This window comes from Kribbella swartbergensis, assembly GCF_054784135.1.
This window is the reverse complement of record NZ_BAAGPM010000008.1, coordinates 450,467-465,006: the sequence shown is the minus strand read 5'-3', so window position 1 is coordinate 465,006 and position 14,540 is coordinate 450,467. Positions and strand designations below refer to the sequence as shown.

The following is a 14,540-nucleotide window of genomic DNA, read 5'->3' as shown; positions in this document are numbered from 1 at the left end:
TGCGGGGGCCTCGCGCCAAGCGTCAGCGATGGCTGTGCTGCAACCTGACGTACTCGGAGTGCGTCATCTCCTGCAGCTCGGAAGCCCCGGTCTTGGCCTGGACGTTCGCACCCTGGCCGACGGCGCCGCCGCCGAAGACGATGTTCGCCCAGTTGTTCTGCGCGGTCAGCGTCGTGTTGGCATTGTCGTCGTTGATGTCGGCCGCGGTGACGTCGGTGGCGTCACCGTCGCAGTTCCAGTCGATCGGCGAGCTGGCCGCGCCGGCCGTCGTCCGGGTGGTGCCGTTCGGGCACTTCCACTTGGTCTTGAACGCCGAGGCCGAGCTGCCGAGACCGGCGGCCTCGTTCAGACTGTTCTCGTTCAGCGCCGGCGGCGCGACGTTCGAGTAGCCCCAGTACGTCGTGCCGTTGGCCCTGAGCACACCACCGAGCTGGAAGAAGTAGTTCATCACGCTCAGGTAGTTGGGCTTGTAGTTCCCGTGGTCGGTGCCGCCGTGCCGCAGGCCCAGGTTGTGGCCCAGTTCATGGATGAACGTGCCGACCTCCTGGTCGTCGGTGCCGGCCCAGCCGCACTTGGGGCCGACCGTGACAATGAACGTGTCGTTCGGGATCGCGAACGCTTGACCGCTGCTGCAGCCGCCGTCGTAGCTGTCGGCCCAGAGCATGTAGTGGAACACGGCCCTCCGCGCACTGGCGAAGTTCGCATTCTTGATCGCGTTCGTCTGCGTGCCGGACGGCTGCAGGTTGTCGTCGTACGGAACCTGGTTGCCGCCGCCGAGGTTGTACGCCGATCCGCCGGCCGCACCGGCGTCGAGGTGCAGCCGGATCCCGGTGCTGCCGTCGGGGTTGCTGACCGGCGCGGTCGCGAACACCTGCACGATCCGGTCCAGCGCGGCGATGCTGGTGAGCCGGCCGGACATGTAGTCCATCTCGACGAACAGGTCCTTCTTCCCCGGGGTCGCGCCCATCGCGGGCAGGTTGACGTCGATGGTTCCGTCACCGTTGGCGTCGTACCCGTTGGTCTCCCAGCTGTCGGGCAGCGAGTCGCCGTCGGTGTCGGTCGCCAGCGGTTTCGCGGCGGCCGGGGCCGGCCCGTCGACGGACGGAGGGACGGCGGCCACCGCGCTCGTGGCGGCGAGCGCGGCGACAGCCAGGGAACTGAGCATGGTGAGCAAGGCAGGGCGGGGCCTCATCAGATCTCCTTGTGGGCGGTGGGTGATCTGTCCGACACCGTAGGTGATTCGGCCCGCCTTGCGCGGCTCAGCAGAGCCAGTGGCCCAATTGGGTCAGTTGGCCGAGCGCAGCATCGCCCGGATGCCGACGGTCAGACCGAGGATCGCGGTCACGATCGCGGCGGCCCAACCCCACAGCGCCGCGCTGGAGAACACCTCGCCGGAGAACAGCGCCCGCTCCGCGTCGACGACGTACGACAGCGGGTTGAACTTCGCCGCGACCTTCATCCAGTCCGGGCCGGCCTCCAGCGGCAGCAGCATCCCGGACAGGATCATCAGCGGGAACAGGAACGTCTGCTGCACCACCCAGAACATCCAGTCCTGCTTGCGGACCGCGATCGCCAGCGCGTAGCTGAACGCACCGAGGCCGATTCCGAACACCCCCAGCAGCGCCAGCCCGACGACCGCGCCGCCGAGGTGCAGGTCGAACGCGAACGGCGTCATCACCGCGATCACGATGACCGCCTGCCCGAACAGCGGCACCATTTCCTTCAGCGCGCGGCCGACCAGCAGCGACGACCGCGACAGCGGCGTCACCAGCATCCGTTCGTGCGCACCGGTCTGGAACTCGAACAGCAGGTTCGCGCCAGTGGTCGACGTACCGAACAGCGTCGTCATCACCAGGATCGCCGGCACGAACCACTGCCAGACCCCGCCGCCGAGCGAACCGCCCATCGACCCGGCCAGCAACGGCCCGAACAGGCCGAGGAACACCAGCGGCTGGATCATCCCGAACAGCAGCGAGAACGGATCCCGCAGCACCGGCTTCAGCTCCCGCGCCATCACGATCCGGGTGTCACGCACCAGGCTCCGCCGCGGTTCGTCCACGGTCGGGATCGCAGGGGTGGTGGAGACGGTGAGGGTGGTCATCAGGCTGCCTTTCCGTTGGAGTCGGCCTCGCGCAGGCTGCGGCCGGTGAGGTTGAGGAACACGTCGTCGAGGGTCGGGCGGTGCACCTGCGCCGCCGCGACCGGTACGCCGTACTGCTGAGCCGCCGCGATCAGCTCCGGGAGCGCCGCCGGACCGTCCGCCACCCGCACACTCAGCTCGTCGCCGGAGGCAACCACTTCGCGGGCTCCGGGCAACTTCCCGGCAAGCTCGGCGATCTTCGCCAGGTTGTGTGGGGCAACGGTCAGCGCGAGCCGGTCACCGGCCAGCTTGGCCTTCAGCGCGTCGGCGGTGTCGTCCGCGATCACCTGACCGTGGTCCACCACCACGACCCGCTCGGCCATCGAGTCGGCCTCGTCCAGGTAGTGCGTGGTCAGCACGATCGTCATCGCGTACTGCTCGCGCATCCGCAGGATGTGGTCCCACAGGTTCGCCCGGTTCTGCGGGTCGAGCCCGGTCGACGGCTCGTCCAGGAACAACAGTTTCGGTGCGTGCACGAGCCCCATCGCGACGTCGAGCCGGCGGCGCTGACCGCCGGACAACTCGGACACCTTCCGGCCCGCCAGTTCGGTCAGCTCGAGGGCTTCCAGCAGTTCGCCGGTACGGCGCTTGGCCGCACGCCGGTCGAGTCCGTAGATGACGCCCTGACCGATCAGTTCGTCACCGGCTCGCTGGTTGTGGCCGGCCCCGTTGCCCTGGCCGACGTACCCGATCCGGCGACGGACCTGGCTGGGCTGGGCGGTCACGTCGTACCCGGCGACCGTCGCCGTGCCCGACGTGGGGGTGATGAGCGTGGTGAGCATCCGCAGGGTGGTGGTCTTGCCGGCGCCGTTCGGGCCGAGGACGGCGACCAGCTCGCCGGGTTCGACGTCCAGGCTGATGCCACGGACCGCCTGCACGGTCTCGGTGCGGCTCACCACGAAGTTCCGGGTGAGCTCTCGGGTGCTGATCACGATGTCTCCATTCGGTCTGGGGTCTTCGGGAACGACACTTCCAGCAGTAGAGGACAGGTTCTGGCCGTTACTCGTGGCAATCTGAAGGCATGTCCGAAACCTCGGCCCGACTTCTCTCGCTGCTGTCCCTGCTGCAGGCCCGCCGCGACTGGCCGGGCGCACTGCTGGCCGAACGTCTCGAGGTCAGCCCGCGCACGGTCCGCCGCGACGTCGACCGGCTGCGCGAACTCGGCTACCCGGTGCGTGCGACGAAAGGGCCGGACGGCGGCTACCGCCTCGACGCGGGCGCGGACCTGCCCCCGCTGCTGTTCGACGACGACCAGGCGATCGCGGTCGCGGTCGCGCTGCAGACCGCGACCACCACGGTCACCGGGATCGAGGAGGGCGCGCTGCGAGCGCTCGCCACGGTTCGCCAGGTGATGCCCGCACGGCTTCGGCAACGCGTCGACGCACTCCAGGTCACCACGGTCGACCGGTACGCCGCGCGTCGTACCAAGGTGGACTCGGACCACCTGATCGCGATCGGTATGGCGGTCCGCGCCCAGGAGGTACTGCGGTTCGACTACGCGTCACCGCGAACGTCGGAGGAGGAGTGGCAGCCGCCGCGGAAGGTGGAGCCGCATCACCTGGTGACCTGGGGCGGCCGGTGGTACCTGGTCGGCTGGGACCTGGACCGGAAGGACTGGCGGACGTTCCGGGTGGACCGGATGACGCCGAAGACACCGACCGGTCCGCGCTTCACGCCGCGGGAGTTGCCCGCGCCGGACGTGGCGACGTACATCTCGGGCAAGTTCAAGACGCAGGACCAGTGGCCGTGCCGGGGCGAGGCGATCCTGCAGGCGAAGGCGTCCGACATCGCCCAGTGGGCGGGCCGGCACGCCGTCGTCGAAGAGATCAGCCCGACCAGTTGCCGGCTCATCCTGTCCGCCTGGTCGTGGACCGGTCTGGCCGCCAGCTTCGGCATGTTCGAGTGCGACCTGGAGTTCGTCGGCCCCCAGGAGTTGAAGGACGCCGCCGCCCACTTGGCCGCCCGGTACCAGGCGGCCGCGTCATGAGCACCGAACTCGTCGTGACCGACGCGGCGGCCTGGCACACCTGGCTGACCGAGCATCACCTGGAAAGCGACGGTGTCTGGCTGGTCCTCGCCAAGAAGAACGTGACGACGCCGACGAGCCTCAGCTACGACCAGGCGCTCGAGGAAGCGCTGTGCCACGGCTGGATCGACGGTCAGCGGAAGAGCCGCGACGAGCACACGTTCGTGCAGCGGTTCACCCCGCGGCGTGCCCGCAGTCTCTGGTCGAAGCGGAACGTGACGATCGTCGCGCGGCTGGAGCGGGAGGGCCGGATGGTCGCCGCCGGCCGCGAGCAGGTGCAGCGGGCCAAGGCGGACGGCCGCTGGGACAGGGCCTACGGCGGCGCCGGTGAGCTCGAGGTTCCGGCGGACCTGGCCGAGGCGCTCGCCGCCGTACCGCGGGCGCAGGCGATGTTCGACGTCCTGACCAGCGCCAACCGGTTCGCGGTCGTGTTCCAGGTGACCTCGCCGAAGCGGGCCGATACCAGGGCGCGGCGCATCACGCAGCTCGTGGAACAGCTGGCGCGCGGCGAGACGATCTATCCGCAGAAGCGGACGCTGTGATCAGTAGAGGACGGGGTTGAGCGGGGAGGAGACCGTCTCGCCGGGTTTGTTGCCGGGCACCCAGGTGGCGAGGTCGGTCTCCTGGAAGGTGTTGACCGGCGGTGCGATCGCCATGTCGGCGTCGACGTAGATGATCGTCATCACCCGGCGCGGTACGTCGGTCTTGTTCGGCGGCGCGTGGTGGAACGTCCAGCCGAGGTGGTAGCTGACCTCGCCGAGTTCGTACGGCTCGGAGACCTCGGGGAAGTCCTGCCCGGCCAGCGCCTGCTGCAGGACCCGCTCCGACTCGTCACTGATCGGCAGGTCCCGCCCGTGCTCGAAGACGTGGCTGCCCGCCGCGAACGACAGCGGCCCCATCTCCATCGGCGTCTCCTGCAACGGCACCCACACCGTCACGCATCGGTCGGTCGCGAACGGCCAGTAGTACTGGTCCGCGTGCCACGGCGTGACTCCGCCGCCGGACTCCTTGTAGAGCGCCTGGTCGTGGTACAGCCGGACCGACTGCACCCCGAGCAGTTGCGCCGCGATCCGCGCCAGTCGCGGTGACGACACGAACTCCAGCACCCGCTCACTGTCCTGCCACAGGTTCATCACCTGCAGGAACGCCTTCCCGTAGGTGTCGCGCTCCTCCAGCGGCAGGTGCTGGGTGTTGAGCTCGATCACCTTGCCGGTGATCTCCGGCTCGTACGCCGCGATGGTCTCCGGGCTGAGCACGTTCTTCAGCTTTACGAATCCTTGCTCGGCGAACTGTGTGACAGCGGACCGGCTGAGGGCGTAGTCGGTTTCCAGCTCCGGGCGGGTCGACCGGGGCGGTGGGGCGGGGAAGGGGTCCAGGGCTGACATGCCACCTTAGGGTTCCGGCGGGTTGAGTACCTGTAAAGATCAGTGATCAAATCTTTGCCGTCCTCGCGAACCGGTCCAGCGCCGCCAGGATCAGCTCCCTCGTGCCGCCGCCACCGGCCCCATGACCCTCCTGCTCGACCAGGTGCAACTCCGCGTCAGGCCAGGCCTGAGCCATCCGCCAGGCGATGTCCGGTGGGCTGCTGATGTCCAGCCGGCCATGGATCAGTACGCCGGGAATCCCGGCCAGCTTCACCGCCTCACGCTCCAGGACACCCTCGTCCAGCCAGGCGGCGTGACCCCAGTAGTGCGTGACGAGCCGGGCGAGCCGTAGCCGGAAGACCGGGTCGTCGTAGCGCGGGTCCGGCTTCCAGTCCGGATGCGTCCGCACATGGGTGTCCTCCCAGTCGCACCAGTCCCGCGCCGCCTTGTCCCGAACCGCCGGGTCCGGGTCGTGCAGCAGCCGGCTGTACGCGAGTGCGAGGTTCCCGTCCCGCTGGTCGGCCGGGACTCCGTCGCGGAAACGTGCCCACTCCTCGGGGAAGATGCGGCCCATGTCCCGGGTGATCCAGTCGACCTCGCGCCGGGTCGTGTTGGTCACGCTGAACAGGACGATCTCCGACACCGACTCCGGGTGCTGCTCGGCGTACGCGAATCCGAGGGTCGCGCCCCAGGACGCACCGAGCAGCAACCACTTCTCGATCCCGAGCATCGTGCGCAGTTGTTCCATGTCCGCGATCAGATGCGCGGTGGTGTTCGTGCTGAGGTCCGCGTCCGGCTCGGCGGCGTCCGGCGTACTGCGGCCGCAGTTCCGCTGGTCGAACAGCACCACCTTGTACGCCGACGGATCGAAGTACCGCCGCCACCACGCGCCGGCGCCGGAGCCGGGGCCGCCGTGGACGACCACGGCCGGCTTGCCGTCCGGGTTGCCGCAGACCTCCCAGTAGACGCGGTGGCCGTCACCGACGTCGAGCAGGCCGTGGTCGTACGGGTCGATCTCGGGGTACACGGGTCGCTCCTCTGATCTAACAGTGCTGTTATATCTAATGTAACAGCACTGTTAGATCGACAGCATCCCGGTATAGGTGAGCGCGAACGTCGCACAGGGAAAGAGGAACAGCGACGCGAGCAGGATCACGCCCTTGAACGTCTGGCCCGGACCGATCAGCCGCCGGTACGCAACGATCAGCACGGGAACCATGACCACTTCGAGTGCCAGCATGCTGCGCGGGATGATCGTTCCCGTCGCGGCCAGCACGACCGACAGCGCGGCCGCGGCGATCCAGGCGCCGAATCCGATCAGGTACGTCGTCCGGGCGCCGAACCGGACGGCGATGGTCTGGTACCCGGCGGCCCGGTCGGCCTCGAGATCCGCGAGGGTGGTCGGCAGATACAGACCGACCGCGGCCAGCGTGCCCTGCAGGCCCATCAGCCAGGGGAAGTCGCTGAGGTCGGGATTGACGGCGGCCCACCCGGCCAGCGGACCGAACGCACCGAGCGCCAGCGCGTTCACGGCGACATCGAAACCGGCCCTCGTCTTCAGCCGCACCGGCGGCACGCTGTACGCGTAGCCGAGCAGCACCGCGAGCAGCACACCGAGCGCGAACACGAGCCCGACGTGCAGGCTGATCCCGACCGCGGCGACCGCTGCGGCGAAGGCGAGCCGCTTGACCGCTCGCAAGGTGATGCGGCCGGCGAGCAGCGGTGAGGAGGACTTGCGCGGGTTCAGCCGGTCACTCGGGAGGTCGTACGCGTCGTTGATCGCGAGCACCGCGAGCCAGACCAGCGGGCCCAGCACGACAGCGCCGACGATGAGTCGCGGCCACTCCTCGAGCGGCGGCACCAGCCGCCGCGTGGCGAGCAGGATGCCGACGTAGTACGGCACGATCGACACGACCCAGAAGGCCGGCCGCCCCACCGCCAGTACGTCACGAACTCGCGGTGCCGCTGCCCGAACCCGCACCGTCGTGGTCACAGCACCACTGTGCTCCTGCCGGTCCGGGCCGGTCCTCCTTCCAGCGAGTGAACCCCCTCACTCTCACGGTTGAATGTGAGCAACGGAACCCTTCTCGAGCGCGACCCACACCGAGCCGTCGGCGTCCAGGGCAAGACCGTGCGGCTCCGAACCCTCACCCAGGTCGATCTGCTCGATGAGGTTGCCCGCGGCATCCAACCGGCCGAGCGCGGCCGCTCCCCACAAGGTGATCCAGCAGCCGCCGTCGTCGGTCGCCACCACCGCGTGCGGCTTCGAACCGGCCGGCAGCGCGAACTCCTCGATCTTCCCCTCGGGCGTGATCCGGCCGGCCTGGTCGGCGAGGATCTCCACGAACCACACCGCGTCCGCGCCGGCGCTGATCCCGACCGGACCGGCCTGGCCGGTGGGCAACGGGTACGTCGTCACGGTCCCGGACGTGGTCATCCGCCCGATCGCGTTCCCCTGGTTGAGCGTGAACCACAGGTCGTCGGCCGCGGTGATCATCGCCGGGAACGCCCCGGTCGTCCCGATCGGGTACGTCGTCACGTCGCCGTCGACCGTGATGCGCCCGAGCCGATCCGTGTCCATCAAGGTGAACCACAGGGCGTGGCCAGGTCCGGCGCAGATCCCGTACGGCGATCCCGGCACCTCGTACGACGCGCCGCCCGAGGAACCGATCCGGCGGTCACCGTTGCGGGTGAACCACATCGCACCGTCCGGGCCGGGCACGATCACACTCGGCCGTGAATCGGCCGCCTCCAGGTCGATGCGCTCGCCGGACAGCCGGGCAACCACCCCGGCGTGGACCAGGGTCGTCCACACCTCGCCCTCGGCGACGGCGACGCCGTACGGACCTTCGTTCGATCCGGCGACGGCGTACTCAGTGACAGACAAGACTGGCCTCCTCGAGGTCGAGAACCGCGCCGCGCCAGCGGGAGACGAACCGGCGGTCGTGACTGACCACGACCAGCACTCCGGCGAACCGGTCGAGTGCTGCCCCCAGTTCCTCCACCAGGACGAGCGACAGGTGATTGGTGGGTTCGTCGAGCAGCAGGACGTCGTACGGCGTACTCAGCAGGCGAGCCAGGGCGAGCCGGCGGCGTTGCCCTGTGGAGAGGTCGCCGACTCGGGTCGTAGGACTTGGTGATGTCGTGCAGGGACAGCTGGGTAGGCACAGGGATCCTCCTGACGCGCGTCGGATTCATGGACGCAACGGCGGGTCAGAAGATCACCGGCTGGCTCCTTAATGCGACGAATGTTGCGTTAAGATGATGCCATGGCAACGGGCGAGCGCGCAAGCAGGCCGGGTGGCCGGACCGCGCGGGTGCGGTCGGACGTGCTGGCGGCGGTCGAGGCCGAGCTAACCGAGCACGGGTTCGACGGCCTGACGGTCGATGCGGTCGCGGCGCGGTCCGGCGTCCATCGGACGACCGTGTACCGGCGGTGGAAGACGGTCGCGGGCTTGCTCGTCGACCTGCTCCAGGCAGGCCTCGACGACTCGTGGGAGCCGGCCGACACCGGGTCGCTCGAGGGCGACCTGGTCGAGCTCAACCGCGAGGTGCACGCGGCCCTCACCGCCCGTCCGTCCGTGACGCAGGCGGTGATCGCGGCGTCGTTCCGTACGCCGGAGGCCGCGGAGGCGCTGACCGCGTTCTGGGCCGATCGGTATCGCCGGAGTGCGGTCGTCGTACGGCGGGCCGTCGTACGCGGCGAGGTGGATCCGTCGACCGATCCGCATCAGGTGGTGATGACCGCGACCGCGCCGCTCTACCACCAACTCGTCCTGCTCCGGCAGCCGCTGTCCCGGGAAAGCGCTGACCGCTACGCGAGAGCGGCCGCCGCATCCGCCCGCGCGGGATTAGGCTCCAGTCACGCCTAGGTTGAGGAGACTGCTTTGACTGGACGTCTGACGAACGAGGTCGTGCTGGTGACCGGGGCCGCGCGGGGGATCGGGCGGGCGGTGGCAGCGAAGGCCGCGGAGGAAGGTGCCGCGGTCGCGCTGGTCGACGTACTGGCCGACCAGCTCACCGCGACCACCGCGGAACTCCAGGAGACCGGCGCCCGGGTCGCGGCCGCGGTCGGCGACATCACCGACGAGACCTCCGTCCGCCAGGCCGTCGAGAAGCTCACCGACGACCTCGGTTCGTCGATCACCGTGCTGGTCAACAACGCCGGAAAGAACGCGTACGCCGACGCGACCAAGATGACCGTCGAGGAGTGGGACAGCGTCTTCGACGTGGACCTGAAGGGCGCCTGGCTGATGGCGCGCGAGGTGCTGCCGCCGATGATCGCGAACCGGCACGGCTCGATCGTGAACATCGCGTCGATCCACTCCAGCCTGACCACCGCCGGCATGTTCCCGTACGCCGCGGCCAAGTCCGGCCTGGTCGGCATGACCCGCAGCCTCGCCCTCGACGTCGCCCCGCACCAGGTCCGCGTCAACGCCGTCAGCCCCGGCTACATCGGCACCGACCTGCTGGAAGAGTTCTTCGACACCATCCCCGGCGAACGCGAGAAGGCCCTGTCCGTCCACCCCCTCGGCCGCGTCGGCACCCCCGAAGACGTAGCCGAGGTCGTCTGCTTCCTCGCCTCCCCCGCCGCCGCCTTCGTCACCGGCGCCAACTGGTCCGTAGACGGCGGCCTCGGCATCCGCTACGCGTAGACCACTGCGACGGCCCCGCCCGGTGTCAGCCGGGTGGGGTGGGGTTGTAGGCGCATTCGGAGGTCAGGTCGGGGGGTTTGGTGGGGGTGGTGGTTGGTTTCGTGGTGGTGGGGCGGCGGGTGGGGGTTGCGGTGGGGCGGGGTTTGGGTGGCGGGTTGAGGGCGTTGTGGACGATGGTGCGCATGGCGGGGTAGTTGGGGTTGCGGCCGTTGGGGTAGTTGCGTTTCTTGTCCAGGTCGATGGTGGTGATCCTGGCGGACTTGACCCGCTGGCCGAGGGTGACGAAGTGGGGGAGGAGGTTCTGCGGGACGTCGGTGCGGATGAGTTGTTCGCCGGCCTTGGCGATGGACTGGTAGTTGGCGAGGACGTTCTGCGGGGTGGCACGTTCGACGATCGCCTTGATCGCGCAGCGCTGGCGTGCCTGCCGGGCCAGGTCGCCGCCGGGCACCCGGTAGCGGCCGCGGGCGAACCAGAGCGCGTCGGTGCCGTTCAGCTTCCGGTTCGGACCCGGCTGCAGGTAGCGGCTGGGCGGGATCTTCTTGTCGTCGTTGCCGCCGACCGGAACCGGGTAGTTGATGTTCACGGTGATCCCGCCCAGCGCCTCCACCAACCGCTCGAACCCGGCGAGGTTGACCTGCACGTGGTAATGCAGCTTCAGCCCGAGCGCCTCCCCGACCGACAGTTTGAGGACGTCGGCGCCCTCGTTGTCCGACGGCCCGAGGATGCCGCGATGCAACTCGGGCACCATCCGGTACATCGCGTCCAGGTAGAAGTTCGGCTGCTCGGCGCGACCCTGCGGATCCCAGAACCCGGTCGGGTAGAGCTCGTGCAGCGGCGAGCCCTTCGGGAACGGCATCCGCATCCAGTTCCGGGGCAGCGAGATCAGCGCGGTGTCCCCGGTCTTCGTGTCGATACTCGCGACCATCACCGTGTCGGTCCGCGTCCCGTCGCGGCCTTCGCCGTCGTCCGCGCCGAGCAGCAGCAGGTTCAGCCGCGGGAACTGCGCCCACACGTCCTTGGTGTTCGTGATCGTCGGCCGCGTCTGGCTCTTCGAGTCCTCACCGGAGAACACGTTCCGCACCAGGTCGCGCTGCGCCATCAGCGTCTGCGTCCCGAGCGCCGTACTCGAGGCCATGCCGAAGCACACGAGTCCGATGACCAATGCTCCGAACAGCCGCGACCCCGGGCGAGCGTCCAGCGGCCGCAACATCTTGTACGACGTGACGAGTACGGCGACCCAGCACAGTGCGACCGCACCCAGACCGCCGATCACCCAGAGCAGCAGGTCGGGATCCAGGGCCCACGTGATCACGTCGTCCCGCCGTTTCAGCCCGACGTACGCCGCCGCGCCGTACAACGCGAGGCTGATCGTCGTCACCACACCGCCGAGCCGGAAGCGTCGCGCGATCAGGTACGCCGTACCGGGAACAACCGCACCGAGGACCGCGAGGGCGAGCGCGCCCAGCGAGGATCGTCGCCGGGATCTCGGCCGCCGGGCCGGACCGGGACGAGCGGAGCGGCGAGCCCGGGATCCGGCACGGCTGCTCGGGGACACGGCACTCCACTCGGTCGACGGCAGGGCGGTGAGCGCGTCCCCGGGCGCGTTCACTTCCTTCGATTCACCGACCGGACGAAAAGTTCGGCAGCGATGGGCCTGCTGGCACGATGTGGTGGTGACGGAGATTCAGGTACGGCGAGCCAAACCGGACGACGCGGAGGCGCTGGTCAGGCTGCGGGGTCTGATGCTGGCGGCGATGGGCAACGACATCGGCGTCCCGGACGCACCGTGGCGCGAGGTGGCGCGGCAGTGGTTCGCCGAGCAACTCGCGTCGCCGGAGACGTTCGCGGCGTTCGTGGTCGACGACCCGGCCGCCGGGGTGGTCGCGGGCGCGGCGGGCAACGTGTACGTCCACCCGCCGGGCCCGAAGGACCTCACGACGCTGCGCGGTCACTTGTACAACGTCAGCACCGAGCCGGCGTTCCGCAGGCGTGGACTGGCCCGGGCCTGCGTGATCGCGCTGATGGACTGGTTCCGCGACGAGACCGGAGCCGGCCAGATCGAGCTGCACGCCACGCATGACGGTATCGATCTCTACCGTGCGCTCGGCTTCGTCGAGGCGACCTACCCGACCCTGCGCATCCACCTCGGCTGACCCAGGAGAAGTCCTCGACCCAGCGTGTCCGGACGCAGGTCGTCGCGGTCCACGTCGGCGGTTACACGTTTGTGCCGAAACCGCAGGTGGATAGCCGCCCCACCGCGTGGATCGGGAGAAGGGTTTGTGGGCACCCGGGCAAGAAGGGAGTGAGAATGCGCTCAGCGGGGGCGCTGTAAGGAGCTCGCCAGATGCGCCGTCGGAGTGTTGTCAGGTTGATCGGGTTGGCGATCGCGGTCGCGGCCACTGCCGGTGCGTTGTACCAGTTACCGGCCAGTCCTTTCGACCGCCACGGCTACCCCGCCCGCCCGGCCGCGGAGGCGGTCGAACAGGCCGGTGTGCAAGCGGGCCCGCAACCGGCCAAGCCCGTCGAGCCCGGTGACCGCTCCTTGTCGAAGCCGGTGCGACCACGGCCGGCGATCACCTACCCCGCTCGCGGCACGGTCTCGTACGCCGTCCTGCCCGGACACCCCACGGTCATCGGCCGTGCCGGCCGGCTGATGACGTTCCAGATCGGGATCGAAGGCGGTATCAACGGCATCGACCGGGCAGCGCTCGCGCAGTTCGTCCGGGCGACGTACGGCGCTCCGCAGGGCTGGGCGTCCGGAGGACAGTGGCGGTTCCGCCAGGTCGGCCCGGGTCAGGACGCGGACTTCGTGTTGATGCTGGTGACGCCGGCGACCCGCGACGTCATCTGCGGCGGCGGGTACGACCGCTACACCAGTTGCCGGATCGGGGATCGCGTCGTCCTCAACATCGCCCGCTGGGTGTACGGCGTACCGAACTACGGTGCGCCGCTGACGGCGTACCGGCAGTACATGATCAACCACGAGACCGGTCACCGGCTCGGCCGCGGCCACGAGCTGTGCCCGGGACCCGGCCAACCGGCGCCGGTGATGCAGCAGCAGACGCTGGGCATGCACGGCTGTACGCCGTACTCGTGGCCCTACGTCAACGGTGTCCGCTACAAGGGTCGTCTCGGTCAGTACGACGACCCGATCCCTCACTCCTGAAGGATCGACAACACGTTCCCGGCGGGGTCCTTGAACCAGGCGATCGCCGGGCCGCGCTCGTCCCGTCGGATGCCGAGTTCGTCGTGCTGGTCGTCGTACCGCTCGAAGGTGACGCCTCGTCCGGCCAGCTCGCGGGCCGCCGCGTCGATGTCGTCGACCGGGAAGTTGAGGATGGTGAACTCGGCCGGGACGTGGTTGTCCTTCGGGTAGACGAGGATCGGGATGCCGCCGGCGATCTTCAGCTGCAGCATCCCGTGCTCCTCGGCCACCTCCAGTCCGAGCGTTCCGCCGTAGAACTCCTTCGCCGCGCCGATGTCGTCGACCGAGAACCCACTGAACGCCTTCGTGTCCTTGAACATGACGTACCTCCTTGGGATGAGGATTACGTCAGGGACGTCGTCGCGGCCAGGGCGCCTTCGACACCGATCAGTTGTTCAGGGCGGCCTGGGGGAACGACTGGGTGACGGTCGCCGTGACGGCGGCGGATTCGAGGCCGTCGGCAACGGTGTGCAGCAGCCGGATCAGGTGGGCGGCGTCGGTCGGGCCGAGGATGCCGGTGATGACGTCGAGGACGCGGACGGTCAGGCCGTCCAGCTGCGAGAGCCGGGCGTGACCCAGTGAGGTGACCACCAGACGCGGACCGGTCCTCACCATGCCGAGAGCCTCGAGCTCGGCGATCGCCAGCTCGGCCTCACCGGTCGTCGTGCCGACCTGCTCGGCCACCTCTTCGGCGGTGGTCCGGCCGTTCGCGATCGCGCTCAGCGTCAGCGCGGCCGGCATCTTCATCCCGACCGCGTCCTGCAGGCCCAGGACGAGGGGGTGGGCGTGGCCGCGGACGCGTTCGACGGCGTCGAGAAGGCGGAGCGCGTCGCCGACGTCACCGATCAACTGCTCGGTCTGGACGGCCGCGAGCCCGGTGGGCCGGCCCCGCTCCGGGGCTTGCACGACTCCGTCGGTCACCCTCTGCGGGACCGCCAGAGCCTTCGATTCAGCGTCTTCGATGGTCACGCATTCCAGCGTACGGAGTCCCGCCGACAGCTCGGCGTGTCGTTCCTGAAGAAACCCTGTGAATGTCGCGATCGCCGCCCGGGCGAGGTAATCGAACACAGGCTCGAAGAATTCGGCCCTGGCCGGTATCGGAAAAGTGGTCCGAATCGCGATCGGTGCGTGACCTCCGGTCCCCGTCCTC

At 69.2% G+C, this 14,540-nt stretch carries 17 protein-coding genes; 6 read left to right on the top strand and 11 right to left on the bottom strand.

From position 1 onward, the window contains the following. Positions 1-22 precede the first annotated feature (22 nt). From ACYVOK_RS05965 to ACYVOK_RS05955, 3 genes are all read right to left on the bottom strand, one after another. A complete protein-coding gene (locus ACYVOK_RS05965) occupies positions 23-1,192 on the bottom strand; it encodes a hypothetical protein (RefSeq protein WP_460661220.1) in 1,170 nt (389 codons plus the stop codon). A gap of 93 nt (positions 1,193-1,285) precedes the next feature. Further along, positions 1,286-2,101, bottom strand: coding sequence for an ABC transporter permease (locus ACYVOK_RS05960; RefSeq protein ID WP_460661219.1), 816 nt, complete (start codon positions 2,099-2,101; stop codon positions 1,286-1,288). Next, the gene (locus ACYVOK_RS05955; protein ID WP_460661218.1) at positions 2,101-3,072 is read right to left on the bottom strand and encodes an ATP-binding cassette domain-containing protein; all 972 of its coding nucleotides are present in this window, start codon (positions 3,070-3,072) and stop codon (positions 2,101-2,103) included. The genes ACYVOK_RS05960 and ACYVOK_RS05955 overlap by 1 nt, the downstream gene beginning before the upstream one ends. 89 nt (positions 3,073-3,161) lie before the next feature. On the opposite strand from ACYVOK_RS05955, the gene ACYVOK_RS05950 reads away from it, so the two are divergent. Next, the gene (locus ACYVOK_RS05950) at positions 3,162-4,127 is read left to right on the top strand and encodes a helix-turn-helix transcriptional regulator (protein WP_460661217.1); all 966 of its coding nucleotides are present in this window, start codon (positions 3,162-3,164) and stop codon (positions 4,125-4,127) included. Then, a complete protein-coding gene (locus ACYVOK_RS05945) occupies positions 4,124-4,708 on the top strand; it encodes a YdeI/OmpD-associated family protein (RefSeq protein ID WP_460661216.1) in 585 nt (194 codons plus the stop codon). Before ACYVOK_RS05950 ends, ACYVOK_RS05945 begins: the two co-directional genes overlap by 4 nt. Here ACYVOK_RS05945 and ACYVOK_RS05940 read toward each other — a convergent pair whose 3' ends face one another. The 5 genes from ACYVOK_RS05940 to ACYVOK_RS05920 form a co-directional block, all read right to left on the bottom strand. Beyond that, complete coding sequence (locus ACYVOK_RS05940; protein WP_460661215.1) at positions 4,709-5,551, bottom strand: phytanoyl-CoA dioxygenase family protein; 843 nt, start codon at positions 5,549-5,551, stop codon at positions 4,709-4,711. It lies immediately after the preceding gene. A gap of 46 nt (positions 5,552-5,597) precedes the next feature. Then, positions 5,598-6,557, bottom strand: a complete 960-nt coding sequence (gene pip / locus ACYVOK_RS05935; protein WP_460661214.1) for a prolyl aminopeptidase — start codon at positions 6,555-6,557, stop codon at positions 5,598-5,600. A gap of 51 nt (positions 6,558-6,608) precedes the next feature. Beyond that, positions 6,609-7,523, bottom strand: coding sequence for a UbiA prenyltransferase family protein (locus ACYVOK_RS05930; protein WP_460661213.1), 915 nt, complete (start codon positions 7,521-7,523; stop codon positions 6,609-6,611). A gap of 63 nt (positions 7,524-7,586) precedes the next feature. Further along, on the bottom strand, positions 7,587-8,417 hold the full coding sequence (locus tag ACYVOK_RS05925; protein WP_460661212.1) for a Vgb family protein: 831 nt from the start codon (positions 8,415-8,417) through the stop codon (positions 7,587-7,589). Beyond that, positions 8,404-8,610: a hypothetical protein gene (locus ACYVOK_RS05920; protein ID WP_460661263.1), complete on the bottom strand. Its 207-nt coding sequence runs from the start codon at positions 8,608-8,610 to the stop codon at positions 8,404-8,406. The genes ACYVOK_RS05925 and ACYVOK_RS05920 overlap by 14 nt, the downstream gene beginning before the upstream one ends. A gap of 189 nt (positions 8,611-8,799) precedes the next feature. Here ACYVOK_RS05920 and ACYVOK_RS05915 point away from each other — a divergent pair, with 189 nt between their 5' ends. After that, the gene (locus tag ACYVOK_RS05915; RefSeq protein ID WP_460661211.1) at positions 8,800-9,402 is read left to right on the top strand and encodes a TetR/AcrR family transcriptional regulator; all 603 of its coding nucleotides are present in this window, start codon (positions 8,800-8,802) and stop codon (positions 9,400-9,402) included. Positions 9,403-9,417: 15 nt separating this feature from the next. Continuing rightward, on the top strand, positions 9,418-10,185 hold the full coding sequence (locus ACYVOK_RS05910; RefSeq protein WP_460661210.1) for an SDR family NAD(P)-dependent oxidoreductase: 768 nt from the start codon (positions 9,418-9,420) through the stop codon (positions 10,183-10,185). 25 nt (positions 10,186-10,210) lie between these two features. Here the strand turns inward: ACYVOK_RS05910 and ACYVOK_RS05905 are convergent, their stop codons facing one another. After that, entirely contained in the window at positions 10,211-11,794 is a 1,584-nt protein-coding gene (locus ACYVOK_RS05905; RefSeq protein ID WP_460661209.1) for an LCP family protein, read from the bottom strand. Between the two features lie 64 nt (positions 11,795-11,858). Here ACYVOK_RS05905 and ACYVOK_RS05900 point away from each other — a divergent pair, with 64 nt between their 5' ends. Together ACYVOK_RS05900 and ACYVOK_RS05895 are read left to right on the top strand one after the other, a co-directional pair. Further along, a complete protein-coding gene (locus ACYVOK_RS05900; protein ID WP_460661208.1) occupies positions 11,859-12,338 on the top strand; it encodes a GNAT family N-acetyltransferase in 480 nt (159 codons plus the stop codon). A 191-nt stretch (positions 12,339-12,529) separates the two neighbouring features. After that, on the top strand, positions 12,530-13,351 hold the full coding sequence (locus ACYVOK_RS05895; protein WP_460661207.1) for a DUF3152 domain-containing protein: 822 nt from the start codon (positions 12,530-12,532) through the stop codon (positions 13,349-13,351). Here the strand turns inward: ACYVOK_RS05895 and ACYVOK_RS05890 are convergent. Next, entirely contained in the window at positions 13,342-13,710 is a 369-nt protein-coding gene (locus ACYVOK_RS05890; protein WP_460661206.1) for a VOC family protein, read from the bottom strand. The two genes, ACYVOK_RS05895 and ACYVOK_RS05890, sit on opposite strands and share 10 nt — an antisense overlap. 67 nt (positions 13,711-13,777) lie before the next feature. Further along, positions 13,778-14,359: a MarR family transcriptional regulator gene (locus ACYVOK_RS05885; protein WP_460661205.1), complete on the bottom strand. Its 582-nt coding sequence runs from the start codon at positions 14,357-14,359 to the stop codon at positions 13,778-13,780. Positions 14,360-14,540: the final 181 nt, after the last annotated feature.